A 14,037-nucleotide genomic window follows, 5' to 3' on the forward strand; every position below is an offset into this window, starting at 1 on the left:
TTCGTATGGCCGCGCCTTTCGGGTGGTGGTTTCCATGGCAGTGCCAATGGCCTGCAGACGGTTAAGTGAAGTGATTGCGTTATGAGTACCCATATTCAGCGTTCGGCGCTGCTGCCCTATCCGGCCCAGGCATTGTTTGATCTGGTCAATGATGTGGCCAGCTACCCGCAGTTCCTCCCCTGGTGTTCGGCCAGTGAAGTACTGGATGTCAGCGCAACCCATATGCGTGCCAGCCTGGCGGTGGCCAAGGGCGGTTTGAGTCAGCGCTTCGTCACGGCCAATACCCTGGTGCCAGGGGAGTCGATCAAGCTGAACCTGGTCGAAGGGCCGTTTACTCAGTTATATGGCCAGTGGGAGTTCAAGGCGCTGGGTGACAAGGCCTGCAAAATCAGCCTGGACTTAACGTTTGACTACGCCGGGCCGCTGGTGCGGGCGACGCTGGGGCCCTTGTTCAACCAGGCCACCAATACGCTGGTGGATGCCTTCTGCCAACGGGCCAAGCAACTCTATGGATAAGCCGAACATTGTGGTTGAAGTGGTTTATGCCCTTGCTGACAAGCAGAAATTGCTGCGCCTGAGCCTGCCGTATGGCACCACAGTACGTCAGGCTGCCTTGCAGTCCGGTATGCAGGCGCATTTCCCCGGCCTGGATTTGCAGAACAGCCCGCTTGGCATTTTTGGCAAAGCCGTCAGCAAGCCGGATGAGCGGGTATTGGAAGACGGTGAGCGGGTGGAAATCTACCGACCACTGATCGCTGACCCAAAAGAGGTGCGCAAACAGCGCGCGGCCAAGGCGGCACAGACCAGAGCTGAGGGCGGCGGAAACTGAGTGCTGAACGGGTCACCCTGAAACGAAAAAGCCCGGACATGTCCGGGCTTTTTGTATGAGCGAATATTACTGCGGCGTGCTTTCCAGGGGTTCTGGTACAGGCACTGGAACCACTTTTACATCGTCCACTTCGCGTTGAATCTGCTCAAGCAGTGAGCCTGGTGCCGGCTTCTCTTCGGCTTTTGGCTGTTGGGTCGTCTGCGGGGTGGTAACGCCGCTGTCTTCACCGAGAATTGCCTGGTCACGGCTGACGCCCGGCATAAAGTCACCGGACAGGCCTACCAGTTGGTCGTCGGCGTTGAAGTTGACGCTGACGCGCTCTTGCAGACGTTGACCGCCGCCGGGCTGGATGCTGTAGAGATAGTCCCAACGATTGGCGTGGAAGGTGTCAGTCAGCAGCGGGTTGCCCATGATAAACCGCACTTGTTTGCGGGTCATTCCTGGGCGCAACTGGTCTATCATGTCCTGCGTCACGACATTGCCCTGTTGAATGTCGATTTTATAAACCCCGGGGAATGAACAACCGGCGAGTGCGAGTAGCCCCGTGAGGGTGAGGCTGGTCAGCAGGAGCTTGGTTTTTTGCATCGGAGGGTGACTTCCACTATCTTGGCTGGGCAACATAAACCCGGATCATACCCGCAATAAGGGAAGCTGCGAAGCCGCTTCCGCGAGAAAGCAGACCATGGTTGAAAATAGCGAACTACGCAAGGCTGGCCTGAAAGTGACCCTGCCACGGGTCAAGATTCTGCAAATGCTCGACTCGGCCGGTCAGCGCCATATGAGTGCAGAAGACGTTTACAAATCCCTGATGGAGGCGGGCGACGATGTTGGCCTGGCCACTGTTTACCGTGTACTGACTCAGTTCGAAGCCGCAGGTCTGGTGGTGCGCCACAACTTTGATGGTGGTCACGCAGTATTTGAACTGGCTGACAGCGGGCACCACGACCACATGGTGTGTGTCGACTCGGGTGAGGTGATCGAGTTCTTTGATCCCGAGATCGAGAGGCGTCAGAAGGAAATCGTCAAGGAGCACGGCTTCGAGCTGGTCGATCACAATCTGGTGCTGTACGTACGCAAGAAAAGCTGATTACGACTGCTATGAAAAAGGCGACCCTCGGGTCGCCTTTTTGCATTGTGGTGGATTGATCAGGCTTGGGCGCTGCTGACCATTTGTCGCGCGTGGGCCAGGGACTCTTCGGTGAGATCAACGCCGCCAAGCATGCGGGCGATTTCCTCGACGCGTTCGGCGGGACTTAGCTTGCTGACCGCAGTACGTGTGGCATCGCTGTCACGCACCTTGTGCACGAACAGGTGCTGGTGCCCTTGCGCGGCAACCTGTGGCAGGTGGGTGACAGTCAGCACCTGGCCGCGTTCACCGAGGCGGCGCAGCAGTTGCCCCACCACTTCGGCGGTGGGGCCGCCGATACCAACGTCGACTTCGTCGAACACCAGTGTGGGTACCCGTGAGGTTTGTGCGGTGATCACCTGAATCGCCAGGCTGATGCGTGACAATTCACCGCCCGAGGCCACTTTGGCCAGGGCTTTCAGCGGTTGGCCAGGGTTGGCGCTGACCAGAAACTCCAGTTGTTCCAGGCCATTAGGCTGCGGTTCACTGCTGCTGTTGGTCGTTAGCTTGATGGTGAAGCGCCCGCCTGGCATGCCAAGGGTCTGCATTTCCTGTTCGACTGCACTGGCCAGCTGGCTGGCAGCGCTATGGCGCAGGGCGCTCAGTTCGGCGGCTTTTTCCTGGTAGTGCCGTTCAAAAGCGGCCAATTCTTCGCTCAGGCGCTCGGCGGCCTGGTCGTCGGCATTCAGGCTCTCCAGCTCTTCGAACAGTTGCTGTTGCATGGCACCCAGTTCGCTGGGCTGAATGCGGTGCTTGCGCGCCAGGGTGTAGATCGCGTCCAGGCGTTCTTCCATCTGTTGCAGGCGTTCCGGGTCAGCCTCGAAGTGATCGAGGAAACGATTGAGCTCACCAACCGCTTCTTCGATCTGGATCTGTGCACTGGCCAGTAGGTTGCTGGCTTCGCTCAATGCGCCTGGCTGACCCTTGAATGCGCCGAGGCGATTCAGGCTGCTGGTCAGGGCGGACAGCACGTTGCCCGCGTCATTCTCGCTGCATTGTTCGATCACCAGGCGGCAGGCACTGAGCAGGCTTTCGGCGTTGGTCAGGTTTTTGTGTTCCTGCTCCAACTGCTCAAGTTCGTCTTCGCCCAAGGCCAGGTTGTCGAGCTCTTCCAGCTGATAGCTGAGCAGTTGATGACGGGCACGCTGTTCGTCGCCGATGTTGGAGACGCGCTCCAGTTCGTTGCGCGTCTGCTTCCAGCGCTGTGCGGCGAGTTGCACCTGGCGCGCCAGCTCCTGGCTGCCGGCGTACTCGTCGAGCAGGCGGCGGTGAGTGTCGGCCTTGAGCAGCGACTGGTGTTCATGCTGACTGTGGATATCGATCAGCAGTTCGCCCAGCGCTTTGAGGTCGCCTTGTGGGCAGGGTGCGCCATTGATATAGCCGCGCGAGCGGCCTTCGGCGGTGATCACCCGGCGCAGGATGCAGGGGCCGTCATTGTCCAGGTCGCGCTCGGCCAACCAGGCGCGGGCTTCGGGGATATCGGTCAGGTCAAAGCTGGCGAGGATGTCGGCCTTGTCCGCACCGGGACGCACCACGCCACTGTCAGCGCGATCACCCAGGGTCAAGCCAAGGGCGTCGAGCATGATCGATTTACCCGCACCGGTCTCACCGCTGATCACGCTCATGCCGGTGTCCAGCTCTAGATCAAGGTGTTCAACGATGGCGTAGTTGTGTACGGACAGGTGCACCAGCATGGCGAGGGCCTCCCAAGTTCATGTCTGGTTATTTATACAGTGTTTTTTTGTGGGCTGACAATCCGTACGCGGTCCTTGAAACCACATTTTTTGGCCCCATATAGCGGTCAGACACGTGAGTTGAGGCTCGCGTCGAATTTCAAGAGGAGAGACGCATGGCTGACGAACAGACCCTGGATACGCAGAACCCCGATGTACAAACAGCTGCCGACGCGGCTGCGGGCGATGACCTGGTTGCCCGCGTGCAAGCGCTGGAAGAGCAACTGGCCACTGCGCAGGATCAGTCGCTGCGCATGGCTGCCGATCTGCAGAACGTGCGCCGCCGCGCCGAGCAGGATGTCGAGAAGGCACACAAGTTCGCCCTGGAAAAATTCGCCAACGACCTGCTACCGGTGGTGGACAGCCTGGAGCGTGGCCTTGAGCTGTCGAATCCGGACGATGAGGCGATCAAGGCGGTGCGTGAAGGCATGGAGCTGACGCTCAAGCTGTTCCACGACACCCTCAAGCGTTTCCAGCTGGAGGCGATTGATCCACACGGTGCACCGTTCAACCCTGAGCATCACCAGGCCATGGCGCTGCAGGAAAGCACCCATGTCGAGCCCAACAGTGTGCTCAAGGTGTTCCAGAAGGGTTACATGCTCAATGGTCGTCTGCTGCGCCCCGCGATGGTGGTGGTCAGCAAGGCGCCGGCCGAAGCGCCACCATCGATTGATGAGCAGGCTTGAAATTCGTCAGGCAGCCCCCATTAAACAGTCAAGCGTTTTAGTGCTACCGCCGCTGACCAGTTACAGCGGCGGAATTATCAAAGTTTCGGGAGAGTGAATATGGGCAAAATTATTGGTATCGACCTGGGGACCACCAACTCCTGCGTCTCTATTCTGGAAAACGGCAGCGTCAAGGTTATCGAGAACGCCGAAGGCGCACGCACCACGCCATCGATCATCGCTTACGCCAATGATGGCGAAATTCTGGTAGGTCAGTCGGCCAAGCGTCAGGCAGTGACCAACCCGCACAACACCCTGTATGCGGTAAAGCGTCTGATCGGCCGTCGCTTCGAAGAAGACGTGGTACAGAAAGACATCCAGATGGTGCCGTACAAGATCGCCAAGGCGGACAACGGTGACGCCTGGGTGGAAGTCAACGGCCAGAAAATGGCGCCGCCGCAAATCAGCGCCGAAGTGCTGAAGAAAATGAAGAAGACCGCCGAAGACTACCTCGGTGAGGCGGTTACTGAGGCCGTGATCACTGTTCCGGCTTACTTCAACGACAGCCAGCGCCAGGCCACCAAGGACGCCGGCCGTATTGCCGGTCTGGACGTCAAACGCATCATCAACGAACCGACCGCAGCCGCGCTGGCCTATGGTATGGACAAGGCCAAGGGCGACCACACCGTGATCGTCTATGACCTGGGTGGCGGTACCTTCGACGTATCGGTGATCGAAATCGCTGAAGTCGATGGCGAGCACCAGTTCGAAGTGTTGGCCACCAACGGTGACACTTTCCTCGGCGGTGAAGACTTTGACATTCGTCTGATCGACTACCTCGTTGACGAATTCAAGAAAGAAAGCGGCATGAACCTCAAGGGTGACCCGCTGGCCATGCAGCGCCTGAAAGAAGCTGCTGAGAAGGCCAAGATCGAGCTGTCTTCCAGCCAGTCGACCGACGTCAACCTGCCGTACATCACTGCAGACGCGAGCGGGCCGAAGCACCTTAATGTGAAGATTTCCCGCGCCAAGCTGGAAGCCCTGGTTGAGGATCTGGTGCAGCGCACCATCGAGCCTTGCCGCATCGCGCTGAAAGATGCCGGCATCGACGTGGGTTCGATCAACGACGTGATTCTGGTCGGTGGTCAGACCCGTATGCCGCTGGTGCAGAAAACCGTGGCTGACTTCTTCGGCAAAGAAGCCCGCAAGGACGTCAACCCCGACGAAGCCGTAGCCATGGGGGCAGCCATTCAGGGTGCCGTTCTGGCTGGTGACGTCAAGGACGTACTGCTGCTGGACGTCAGCCCGCTGACTCTGGGTATCGAAACCATGGGTGGCGTGATGACGGCGCTGATCGAGAAGAACACCACCATTCCGACCAAGAAGTCGCAGGTGTTCTCCACTGCGGACGACAACCAGGGCGCGGTGACCATTCACGTGCTGCAGGGCGAGCGTAAGCAAGCCAGCGGTAACAAGTCGCTGGGCAAGTTTGACCTGGCCGAGATTCCGCCAGCGCCGCGCGGAGTGCCGCAGATCGAAGTGACCTTCGACATTGACGCCAACGGCATCCTGCACGTCAGTGCGAAGGACAAGGCCACTGGCAAGTCGCAGTCCATCGTGATCAAGGCCAACTCCGGTCTGTCCGAGGAAGAGATCCAGCAAATGGTGCGTGACGCCGAGGCCAATGCCGAGGAAGACCGCAAGTTTGAGGAGCTGGCCGGTGCGCGTAACCAGGGCGATCAGTTGGTGCATGCCACCCGCAAGATGATCACCGAAGCGGGCGACAAGGCCACGGCTGATGAGAAAGCAGCCATCGAAACCGCATTGAGCGCGCTGGAAGTAGCGATCAAGGGTGACGACAAGGCCGAGATCGAAGCCAAGATGACTGCGCTGTCCGAAGTGACTGCATCGCTGGCGCAAAAAATGTACGCCGAGCAGCCACAGCCGGGTGCTCAGGCGGCCGGTGGCGAGCAAGCCAAGGACGCAGCGGACGACGTGGTCGACGCTGAGTTCGAAGAGGTCAAAGACAACAAGTAAGCGCAAGCTTATGCCGCTCTGGCCGGGTGTGGCGCAAGCCACGCCCGGCATGATCCGCCGCGCGGGAGCTTGCTCCCGCGTTGGCGTGTCTGGAGTAGACGATTTGAAGGTGTTGAAGACTTATGGCTAAACGTGACTATTACGAGGTGCTCGGTGTCGAGCGCGGTGCCAGCGAAGCGGAGCTGAAAAAGGCTTACCGCCGTCTGGCCATGAAGTATCACCCGGATCGCAATCCCGACGATAAAGCCTCGGAAGAGAAGTTCAAGGAAGCCAACGAGGCTTACGAAGTGCTTTCCGATGCCGCCAAGCGCTCGGCTTATGACCAGTATGGTCATGCCGGTGTTGATCCGCAGATGGGTGGCGGGGGCGGTGGTGCGGGCTTCGGTGGGGCGAACTTCTCCGATATTTTTGGCGATGTGTTCAGTGATTTCTTCGGCGGTGGCGGTGGTCGTGGTGGTCAGCGCGGCGGTGCGCAGCGCGGCAGTGACCTGCGTTACACCCTGGAGCTGGATCTGGAAGAGGCGGTGCGTGGCACCACGGTAACCATTCGCGTGCCGACTCTGGTCAACTGCAAACCATGCGATGGTACCGGGGCGAAGAAGGGCACCAGTCCGGTGACCTGTACCACCTGTGGCGGGATCGGCCAGGTGCGCATGCAACAGGGCTTCTTCTCGGTACAGCAGACCTGTCCACGTTGCCACGGCAGCGGCAAGATGATTACTGATCCGTGCGGTTCTTGCCATGGCCATGGCCGTGTGGAAGAACACAAGACCCTGTCGGTTAAAGTGCCGGCTGGCGTGGATACCGGTGATCGTATTCGCCTGTCCGGCGAAGGTGAGGCGGGCGCCATGGGTGGCCCATCAGGCGACCTTTACGTCGTGGTGAATGTGCGCGAGCACGCGATCTTCCAGCGTGACGGCAAGCACCTGTACTGCGAAGTGCCGATCAGCTTTGCCGATGCAGCCCTGGGTGGCGAGCTGGAAGTACCGACCCTCGATGGTCGGGTCAAGCTGAAAATCCCGGAAGGTACGCAGACCGGCAAGATGTTCCGCCTGCGCGGCAAGGGCGTTGCGCCGGTGCGCGGTGGTGGTGCCGGTGATCTGATGTGCAAGGTGGCGGTGGAAACCCCGGTCAACCTGGATCGTCGTCAGCGCGAACTGCTGGATGAATTCCGCAAGACCCTGGAAGGCGACAGCTCGCACTCGCCGAAAGCCAATGGCTGGTTCGAAGGTGTTAAGCGCTTCTTTGGCGACCTGTAAATCCCGCTGACAGGCTGCTCGCTCGCTAAATGGCGGCTGCAGTCTGTGGCGACAGCTTGGAGCTGATAGCTATGCAACGTATTGCTGTGATGGGCGCCGCCGGGCGCATGGGCAAGACCCTGATCGAGGCCGTGCAGTTGGTCGATGGCGCAAGCCTGAGCGCGGCGATCGATCGTGCTGACAGCAGTCTGGTCGGCGCGGATGTCGGTGAGCTGGTGGCGCAGGGCAAGATCGGCGTCAACCTGGCCGGCGATCTGAATGCGGTGCTCGATCAGTTCGATGTGCTGATCGATTTCACTCACCCATCGGTCACCCTGAAGAACCTGGAAATCTGCCGTCAGGCCGGTAAATCCATGGTGATCGGCACCACCGGTTTTTCCCCGGAAGAAAAGCAGTTGTTGGCTGAGGCCGGTAAGCAGATTCCGATCGTGTTTGCTGCCAACTTCAGTGTCGGCGTCAACCTGTGCCTGAAGTTGCTCGACACTGCGGCACGGGTGCTGGGCGATGACGTGGATATTGAAATCATCGAAGCCCATCATCGCCACAAGGTCGATGCGCCGTCTGGCACCGCCTTGCGTATGGGGGAGGTGGTGGCCAATGCCCTGGGGCGCGATCTGCAGAAAGTCGCGGTCTACGGTCGCGAAGGCCAGACCGGTGCGCGTGAGCGTGAAACCATTGGCTTTGCCACGGTGCGTGCTGGCGATGTGGTCGGCGATCACACCGTACTGTTCGCCGCCGATGGCGAGCGCGTGGAGATCACCCACAAAGCCTCGAGCCGTATGACCTTCGCCAAAGGTGCGGTGCGTGCAGCTCTGTGGCTGCAGGATCGCCAGCCTGGGCTGTACGACATGCAGGATGTTCTCGGCCTGAACTGAGGCATGCTGTCGCATTGGCGCAGTTAACTGCGCCTTGCCTGCAACTGGCGGTGGACCGAAAAGGGACTTTCCTGTAAGCTTTCTGCTTTAGTGTGTCCACTAAAGTTGCGCAGAATGAATCAGATAAAGAAGCGGGGTGACGGTCGATACGTCATCCCGCTTTTTTACAATCTGCGTTTGCTTCACGTTTTGATTTTCGGAGGTTTTCTTGAGTAAGCCAGCCCTTAAACCTGCCATTTTGGCTCTTGCTGATGGCAGCATTTTTCGCGGCGAGGCCATCGGTGCCGATGGCCAGACTATTGGAGAGGTGGTTTTTAACACCGCCATGACCGGCTATCAGGAAATCCTTACCGATCCTTCCTATGCCCAGCAGATCGTGACCCTGACCTACCCGCATATCGGCAACACCGGCACCACGCCGGAAGATGCCGAATCCAATCGCGTGTGGGCCGCAGGCCTCATCATCCGTGACCTGCCGCTGATCTCCAGCAACTGGCGTAACAAGCAGCCACTGGACGAGTACCTCAAGGAAAACGGCACCGTTGCCATCGCCGGTATCGATACCCGCCGCCTGACCCGCATCCTGCGTGAAAAGGGCTCGCAGAACGGCTGCATCCTGGTAGGCGATGACGCTACCGAGGAAAAAGCCCTGGAACTGGCGCGCAGCTTCCCTGGCCTGAAAGGCATGGACCTGGCCAAGGTGGTCAGCTGCACCGAGCGTTACGAGTGGCGCTCCAGCGTGTGGAATCTGAAAGATGACAGCCACCCGCAAATCCCGGCCAGCGAACTCAAGTACCACGTGGTCGCTTACGACTACGGGGTCAAAACCAACATCCTGCGTATGCTGGTCGAGCGCGGTTGCCGCCTGACTGTGGTGCCGGCGCAGACTCCGGCTGCCGAAGTACTGGCGTTGAACCCGGATGGTGTATTCCTCTCCAACGGCCCTGGCGATCCTGAGCCGTGCGACTACGCCATCGCCGCGATCAAGGAAATTCTCAATACCGAGATTCCGGTGTTCGGTATCTGCCTCGGTCACCAGCTGCTGGCCCTGGCCTCCGGCGCCAAGACCGTGAAAATGGGCACTGGTCACCACGGTGCCAACCACCCGGTACAGGACCTGAAGACCGGCGTGGTAATGATCACCAGTCAGAACCACGGTTTTGCCGTGGACGAGCCGAGCCTGCCGGCCAACCTGCGCGCCACCCACAAGTCGCTGTTCGACGGCACCCTGCAGGGTATCGAGCGCACCGACAAGGATGCGTTCAGCTTCCAGGGTCACCCTGAAGCCAGCCCCGGCCCGCACGACGTAGCCCCCTTGTTTGACCGTTTTATCGAAGCCATGGCCAAGCGCCGTTAAACCCGCCGACTGACCCAAGGATTCGAGAGAGAGAACATGCCAAAGCGTACAGACATTAAAAGTATCCTGATCCTCGGTGCTGGCCCGATCGTTATCGGCCAGGCCTGCGAGTTCGACTATTCCGGTGCTCAGGCGTGTAAAGCGCTGAAAGAAGAGGGCTACCGCGTCATTCTGGTGAACTCCAACCCGGCCACCATCATGACCGACCCGGCCATGGCTGACGCCACCTATATCGAGCCGATCAAGTGGGCCACCGTGGCCAAGATCATCGAGAAGGAGCGCCCGGACGCTCTGCTGCCAACCATGGGTGGCCAGACCGCGCTGAACTGCGCACTGGACCTGGAAAAGCACGGCATCCTGGAGAAATTCGGCGTTGAGATGATCGGTGCCAACGCCGACACAATCGACAAGGCTGAAGACCGTTCACGCTTCGACAAAGCGATGAAAGACATCGGTCTGGCCTGCCCGGTTTCCGGCATCGCGCACAACATGGAAGAAGCCTACGGCGTACTGGAGAAGGTGGGCTTCCCCTGCATCATCCGTCCGTCCTTCACCATGGGCGGCACTGGTGGCGGTATCGCCTACAACCGCGAAGAGTTCGAAGAAATCTGCGCGCGCGGCCTGGATCTGTCGCCGACCAGCGAGCTGCTGATCGACGAATCGCTGATCGGCTGGAAGGAATACGAGATGGAGGTGGTCCGTGACAAGAAGGACAACTGCATCATCGTCTGCGCCATCGAAAACTTCGACCCGATGGGCGTGCACACCGGTGACTCGATCACCGTGGCTCCTGCGCAGACCCTGACCGACAAGGAATACCAGATCCTGCGTAACGCATCGCTTGCGGTGCTGCGCGAGATTGGCGTGGAAACCGGCGGATCCAACGTGCAGTTCGGTATCTGCCCGAATACCGGTCGCATGGTGGTGATCGAGATGAACCCGCGCGTGTCGCGTTCCTCGGCGCTGGCTTCCAAGGCCACCGGTTTCCCGATCGCCAAGATCGCCGCCAAGCTGGCCGTGGGTTACACCCTCGACGAGCTGCAGAACGACATCACCGGCGGACGCACTCCGGCCTCGTTCGAGCCGGCCATCGACTACGTCGTCACCAAGATCCCGCGTTTCGCCTTCGAGAAATTCCCGAAAGCCGACGCCCGTCTGACCACTCAGATGAAGTCTGTGGGTGAAGTCATGGCCATTGGCCGCACCTTCCAGGAGTCCCTGCAGAAAGCCCTGCGCGGTCTGGAAGTTGGTGTGGCCGGCCTCGATCCGAAGCTCGATCTGAACGACCCGGAAGCGGAAAGCACCCTACGCCGCGAACTGACCGTGCCTAGTGCTGACCGCATTTGGTATGTGGCGGATGCCTTCCGCGCCGGTAAAACCGTCGAGGAGGTCTTCCAGCTGACCAACATCGACGAGTGGTTCCTGGTACAGATCGAAGACCTGATCAAGGACGAGGAGCGGGTCAAGACCCTCGGCCTGTCCAGCATCGATCGCGATGCCATGTACAAGCTCAAGCGCAAAGGCTTCTCCGATGCCCGTCTGGCCAAGCTGCTGGGTGTGACCGAGAAGAACCTGCGCAGCCACCGCCACAAACTGAAAGTGCTACCGGTGTACAAGCGCGTCGACACCTGCGCTGCCGAGTTCGCCACCGACACCGCCTATATGTATTCGACCTACGAGGAAGAGTGCGAGGCCAATCCGTCGAGTCGCGACAAGATCATGATCCTCGGTGGTGGCCCCAACCGTATCGGCCAAGGTATCGAGTTCGATTACTGCTGCGTGCACGCGGCGCTGGCCATGCGTGAAGACGGCTACGAGACCATCATGGTCAACTGCAACCCGGAAACCGTCTCCACCGACTACGACACCTCTGATCGCCTGTACTTCGAGCCAGTGACCCTGGAAGACGTGCTGGAAATCGTCCGCGTCGAGCAGCCGAAAGGCGTAATCGTGCAGTACGGCGGCCAGACTCCGTTGAAGATCTGCCGCGCCCTGGAAGAAGCCGGCGTGCCGATCATCGGCACCAGCCCGGACGCCATCGACCGCGCTGAAGACCGTGAGCGCTTCCAGCAGATGGTTCAGCGCCTCGGCCTGCGTCAGCCGGCCAACGCCACCGCGCGCAGTGAAGACGAAGCCCTGGCGCATTCCAAAACCATCGGTTATCCGCTGGTGGTGCGTCCATCCTATGTGCTGGGCGGTCGTGCCATGGAGATCGTCTATCAGGAAGACGAGCTCAAGCGATACATGCGCGAAGCGGTAAAAGTGTCCAACGACAGCCCGGTACTGCTCGATCACTTCCTTAACTGCGCCATTGAAGTGGACGTGGATGCGGTGTGCGACGGCGAAACCGTGGTGATCGGCGCGATCATGCAGCATATCGAGCAAGCCGGTGTGCACTCCGGTGACTCGGCGTGCTCGCTGCCGCCGTACTCACTGCCGATGCACATCCAGGACGAGATCCGTGACCAGGTCAAGAAAATGGCTCTGGAGCTCGGCGTCGTTGGCCTGATGAACGTGCAGATGGCCGTGCAAGGCGAAGACATCTTCGTTATCGAAGTGAACCCGCGCGCCTCGCGTACTGTGCCGTTCGTCTCCAAGTGCGTCGGGGTGTCCCTGGCCAAAGTGGCGGCGCGTGTGATGGCGGGCAAGAACCTAGCCGAAGCGGGTTACACCCAGGAAATCATTCCGCCGTATTTCAGCGTCAAGGAAGCGGTATTCCCGTTTGCCAAGTTCCCTGGCGTTGACCCGATCCTCGGCCCAGAGATGAAGTCCACCGGTGAAGTGATGGGTGTTGGCGATACCTTCGGTGAAGCCTTCGCCAAGGCTCAGCTGGGTGCCAGCGAGATTCTGCCGAATTCCGGCTGCGCCTTTATCAGTGTGCGTGACGACGACAAGCCGCTGGTGGCGGACGTGGCCCGTGACCTGATCGGCCTGGGCTTTGAAGTGGTTGCCACCGCCGGCACTGCTAAGCTGATCGAGGCGGCTGGCTTGCCGGTTCGTCGCGTCAACAAGGTGACCGAGGGCCGTCCGCACGTGGTCGATATGATCAAGAATGACGAAGTCACCCTGATCATCAACACCACCGAAGGTCGTCAGTCCATCGCTGACTCCTACTCCATCCGTCGTAACGCTCTGCAGCACAAGATCTACTGCACCACCACCATCGCGGCGGGGCAGGCGATCTGCGAGGCGCTGAAATTCGGTCCCGAGAAGACCGTGCGCCGGCTGCAGGATCTGCATGCAGGGATCAAGGCATGACCAAGTACCCTATGACCGTCCAGGGCGCGCGCGCCCTGGAAGAAGAGTTGGCGCACCTGACCAAGGTAGTGCGCCCCAAACTCAGTCAGGACATCGGCACCGCACGCGAGCTGGGTGACCTCAAGGAAAACGCCGAGTACCACGCCGCGCGCGAGCAGCAGGGTATGGTCGAGGCGCGTATCCGTGACATCGAAGGTCGCCTGCAGAATGCGGTGATCATCGACGTCACCACCATTGAGCACACCGGCAAGGTGATTTTCGGCACTACCGTGGAAATCGCCAACTGCGAGACCGATGAAAGCGTGGTTTACCAGATCGTCGGTGAAGACGAAGCGGACATCAAACAGCGCAAGATTTCTGTCGGCTCACCCATCGCCCGCGCCCTGATCGGCAAGAGTGAGGGTGATGTGGTTGTCGTGCAGACGCCGAGTGGCGCGCTGGAGTATGAGATTGTCGAGGTTCGCCATCTCTAAGCCCGGTGCGCGTGATGCTGGTGCAATCAGCTGGCTGCTGGTTCAGACACTCTGGGTGGGTGGCCTGTGGTTGCTGCATTTTCTGCTGTTGCCGGCGATCAGCAAAATGGGCCTGGCGTCTTTGCTGGTCGAAGAAATCGGTAATACCCTGCGCCCTTTGCTGGTGGGCTTGAGTGCAATTTGCGTGGCGGTGCAGGTGCTGGTTTTGCTGCGTGCCGAACAGTGGAACAATCTGTGGCGGGATATGCGCGGGCAGTTGCTGCTGGTTGTGGCCGCGATGGCGGGTAGTTATTTTGCGGTTCGCCAACTGTTGCCAGAGGCTGAACTGTGGTTGATGTTCAGTTATCTGGTGATGGCGTTCTGTGGTTTGCTGCTGGTGCTGCAGCCAGTGCCGGATCGGTTGCGACGTAAGCTCTAGCCGGGAG

Annotated in this window: 12 protein-coding genes and 1 pseudogene; 11 read left to right on the forward strand and 2 right to left on the reverse strand. The window is 59.7% G+C overall.

All coding sequences use genetic code 11. From position 1 onward, the window contains the following. The first annotated feature begins 81 nt into the window (after positions 1 to 81). Both IOD17_RS18125 and IOD17_RS18130 read left to right on the forward strand, forming a co-directional pair. On the forward strand, positions 82 to 516 hold the full coding sequence (locus IOD17_RS18125) for a type II toxin-antitoxin system RatA family toxin (protein WP_233686427.1): 435 nt from the start codon (positions 82 to 84) through the stop codon (positions 514 to 516). Then, positions 509 to 829: an RnfH family protein gene (locus IOD17_RS18130; protein ID WP_233686428.1), complete on the forward strand. Its 321-nt coding sequence runs from the start codon at positions 509 to 511 to the stop codon at positions 827 to 829. Before IOD17_RS18125 ends, IOD17_RS18130 begins: the two co-directional genes overlap by 8 nt. A gap of 66 nt (positions 830 to 895) precedes the next feature. On the opposite strand, the gene IOD17_RS18135 is transcribed toward IOD17_RS18130, so the two are convergent. After that, a complete protein-coding gene (locus IOD17_RS18135) occupies positions 896 to 1,414 on the reverse strand; it encodes an outer membrane protein assembly factor BamE (protein ID WP_233686429.1) in 519 nt (172 codons plus the stop codon). Positions 1,415 to 1,511: 97 nt separating this feature from the next. Between IOD17_RS18135 and fur the strand changes: the two genes are divergently transcribed. Continuing rightward, positions 1,512 to 1,916, forward strand: coding sequence for a ferric iron uptake transcriptional regulator (gene fur, locus IOD17_RS18140; RefSeq protein WP_233686430.1), 405 nt, complete (start codon positions 1,512 to 1,514; stop codon positions 1,914 to 1,916). A gap of 59 nt (positions 1,917 to 1,975) precedes the next feature. On the opposite strand, the gene recN is transcribed toward fur, so the two are convergent. Then, the gene (recN, locus tag IOD17_RS18145; protein WP_233686431.1) at positions 1,976 to 3,649 is read right to left on the reverse strand and encodes a DNA repair protein RecN; all 1,674 of its coding nucleotides are present in this window, start codon (positions 3,647 to 3,649) and stop codon (positions 1,976 to 1,978) included. A 152-nt stretch (positions 3,650 to 3,801) separates the two neighbouring features. Between recN and grpE the strand changes: the two are divergent. From grpE to IOD17_RS18185, 8 genes and pseudogenes are all read left to right on the forward strand, one after another. After that, positions 3,802 to 4,374 (forward strand): annotated as a pseudogene (gene grpE / locus IOD17_RS18150) (nucleotide exchange factor GrpE); the annotation flags it as partial. Between the two features lie 99 nt (positions 4,375 to 4,473). Next, a complete protein-coding gene (gene dnaK / locus IOD17_RS18155) occupies positions 4,474 to 6,390 on the forward strand; it encodes a molecular chaperone DnaK (protein WP_233686433.1) in 1,917 nt (638 codons plus the stop codon). 122 nt (positions 6,391 to 6,512) lie between these two features. Then, positions 6,513 to 7,649, forward strand: coding sequence for a molecular chaperone DnaJ (gene dnaJ / locus IOD17_RS18160; RefSeq protein WP_233686434.1), 1,137 nt, complete (start codon positions 6,513 to 6,515; stop codon positions 7,647 to 7,649). 71 nt (positions 7,650 to 7,720) lie between these two features. Continuing rightward, a complete protein-coding gene (dapB, locus tag IOD17_RS18165; RefSeq protein ID WP_233686435.1) occupies positions 7,721 to 8,524 on the forward strand; it encodes a 4-hydroxy-tetrahydrodipicolinate reductase in 804 nt (267 codons plus the stop codon). Between the two features lie 208 nt (positions 8,525 to 8,732). Next, the gene (gene carA, locus IOD17_RS18170; protein ID WP_233686436.1) at positions 8,733 to 9,881 is read left to right on the forward strand and encodes a glutamine-hydrolyzing carbamoyl-phosphate synthase small subunit; all 1,149 of its coding nucleotides are present in this window, start codon (positions 8,733 to 8,735) and stop codon (positions 9,879 to 9,881) included. A gap of 36 nt (positions 9,882 to 9,917) precedes the next feature. Further along, on the forward strand, positions 9,918 to 13,139 hold the full coding sequence (carB, locus tag IOD17_RS18175; protein WP_233686437.1) for a carbamoyl-phosphate synthase large subunit: 3,222 nt from the start codon (positions 9,918 to 9,920) through the stop codon (positions 13,137 to 13,139). Further along, complete coding sequence (gene greA / locus IOD17_RS18180; RefSeq protein ID WP_233686438.1) at positions 13,136 to 13,612, forward strand: transcription elongation factor GreA; 477 nt, start codon at positions 13,136 to 13,138, stop codon at positions 13,610 to 13,612. The genes carB and greA overlap by 4 nt, the downstream gene beginning before the upstream one ends. Continuing rightward, the gene (locus tag IOD17_RS18185) at positions 13,584 to 14,030 is read left to right on the forward strand and encodes a DUF4149 domain-containing protein (protein ID WP_233686439.1); all 447 of its coding nucleotides are present in this window, start codon (positions 13,584 to 13,586) and stop codon (positions 14,028 to 14,030) included. Before greA ends, IOD17_RS18185 begins: the two co-directional genes overlap by 29 nt. Positions 14,031 to 14,037: the final 7 nt, after the last annotated feature.

Origin of the sequence: Pseudomonas anguilliseptica, from assembly GCF_021375795.1 — a bacterium.
Classification (GTDB): Bacteria; Pseudomonadota; Gammaproteobacteria; order Pseudomonadales; family Pseudomonadaceae; genus Aquipseudomonas; species Aquipseudomonas anguilliseptica_A.

Bases quoted from the DNA above. Each gene is read 5' to 3' on its own strand.
- IOD17_RS18125 (WP_233686427.1), top strand. From the start codon at position 82: ATGAGTACCCATATTCAGCGTTCGGCGCTGCTGCCCTATCCGGCCCAG.
- IOD17_RS18135 (WP_233686429.1), bottom strand. From the start codon at position 1,414: ATGCAAAAAACCAAGCTCCTGCTGACCAGCCTCACCCTCACGGGGCTA.
- dnaJ (WP_233686434.1), top strand. From the start codon at position 6,513: ATGGCTAAACGTGACTATTACGAGGTGCTCGGTGTCGAGCGCGGTGCC.
- fur (WP_233686430.1), top strand. From the start codon at position 1,512: ATGGTTGAAAATAGCGAACTACGCAAGGCTGGCCTGAAAGTGACCCTG.
- carB (WP_233686437.1), top strand. From the start codon at position 9,918: ATGCCAAAGCGTACAGACATTAAAAGTATCCTGATCCTCGGTGCTGGC.
- dapB (WP_233686435.1), top strand. From the start codon at position 7,721: ATGCAACGTATTGCTGTGATGGGCGCCGCCGGGCGCATGGGCAAGACC.
- IOD17_RS18130 (WP_233686428.1), top strand. From the start codon at position 509: ATGGATAAGCCGAACATTGTGGTTGAAGTGGTTTATGCCCTTGCTGAC.
- recN (WP_233686431.1), bottom strand. From the start codon at position 3,649: ATGCTGGTGCACCTGTCCGTACACAACTACGCCATCGTTGAACACCTT.
- dnaK (WP_233686433.1), top strand. From the start codon at position 4,474: ATGGGCAAAATTATTGGTATCGACCTGGGGACCACCAACTCCTGCGTC.
- IOD17_RS18185 (WP_233686439.1), top strand. From the start codon at position 13,584: ATGAGATTGTCGAGGTTCGCCATCTCTAAGCCCGGTGCGCGTGATGCT.
- greA (WP_233686438.1), top strand. From the start codon at position 13,136: ATGACCAAGTACCCTATGACCGTCCAGGGCGCGCGCGCCCTGGAAGAA.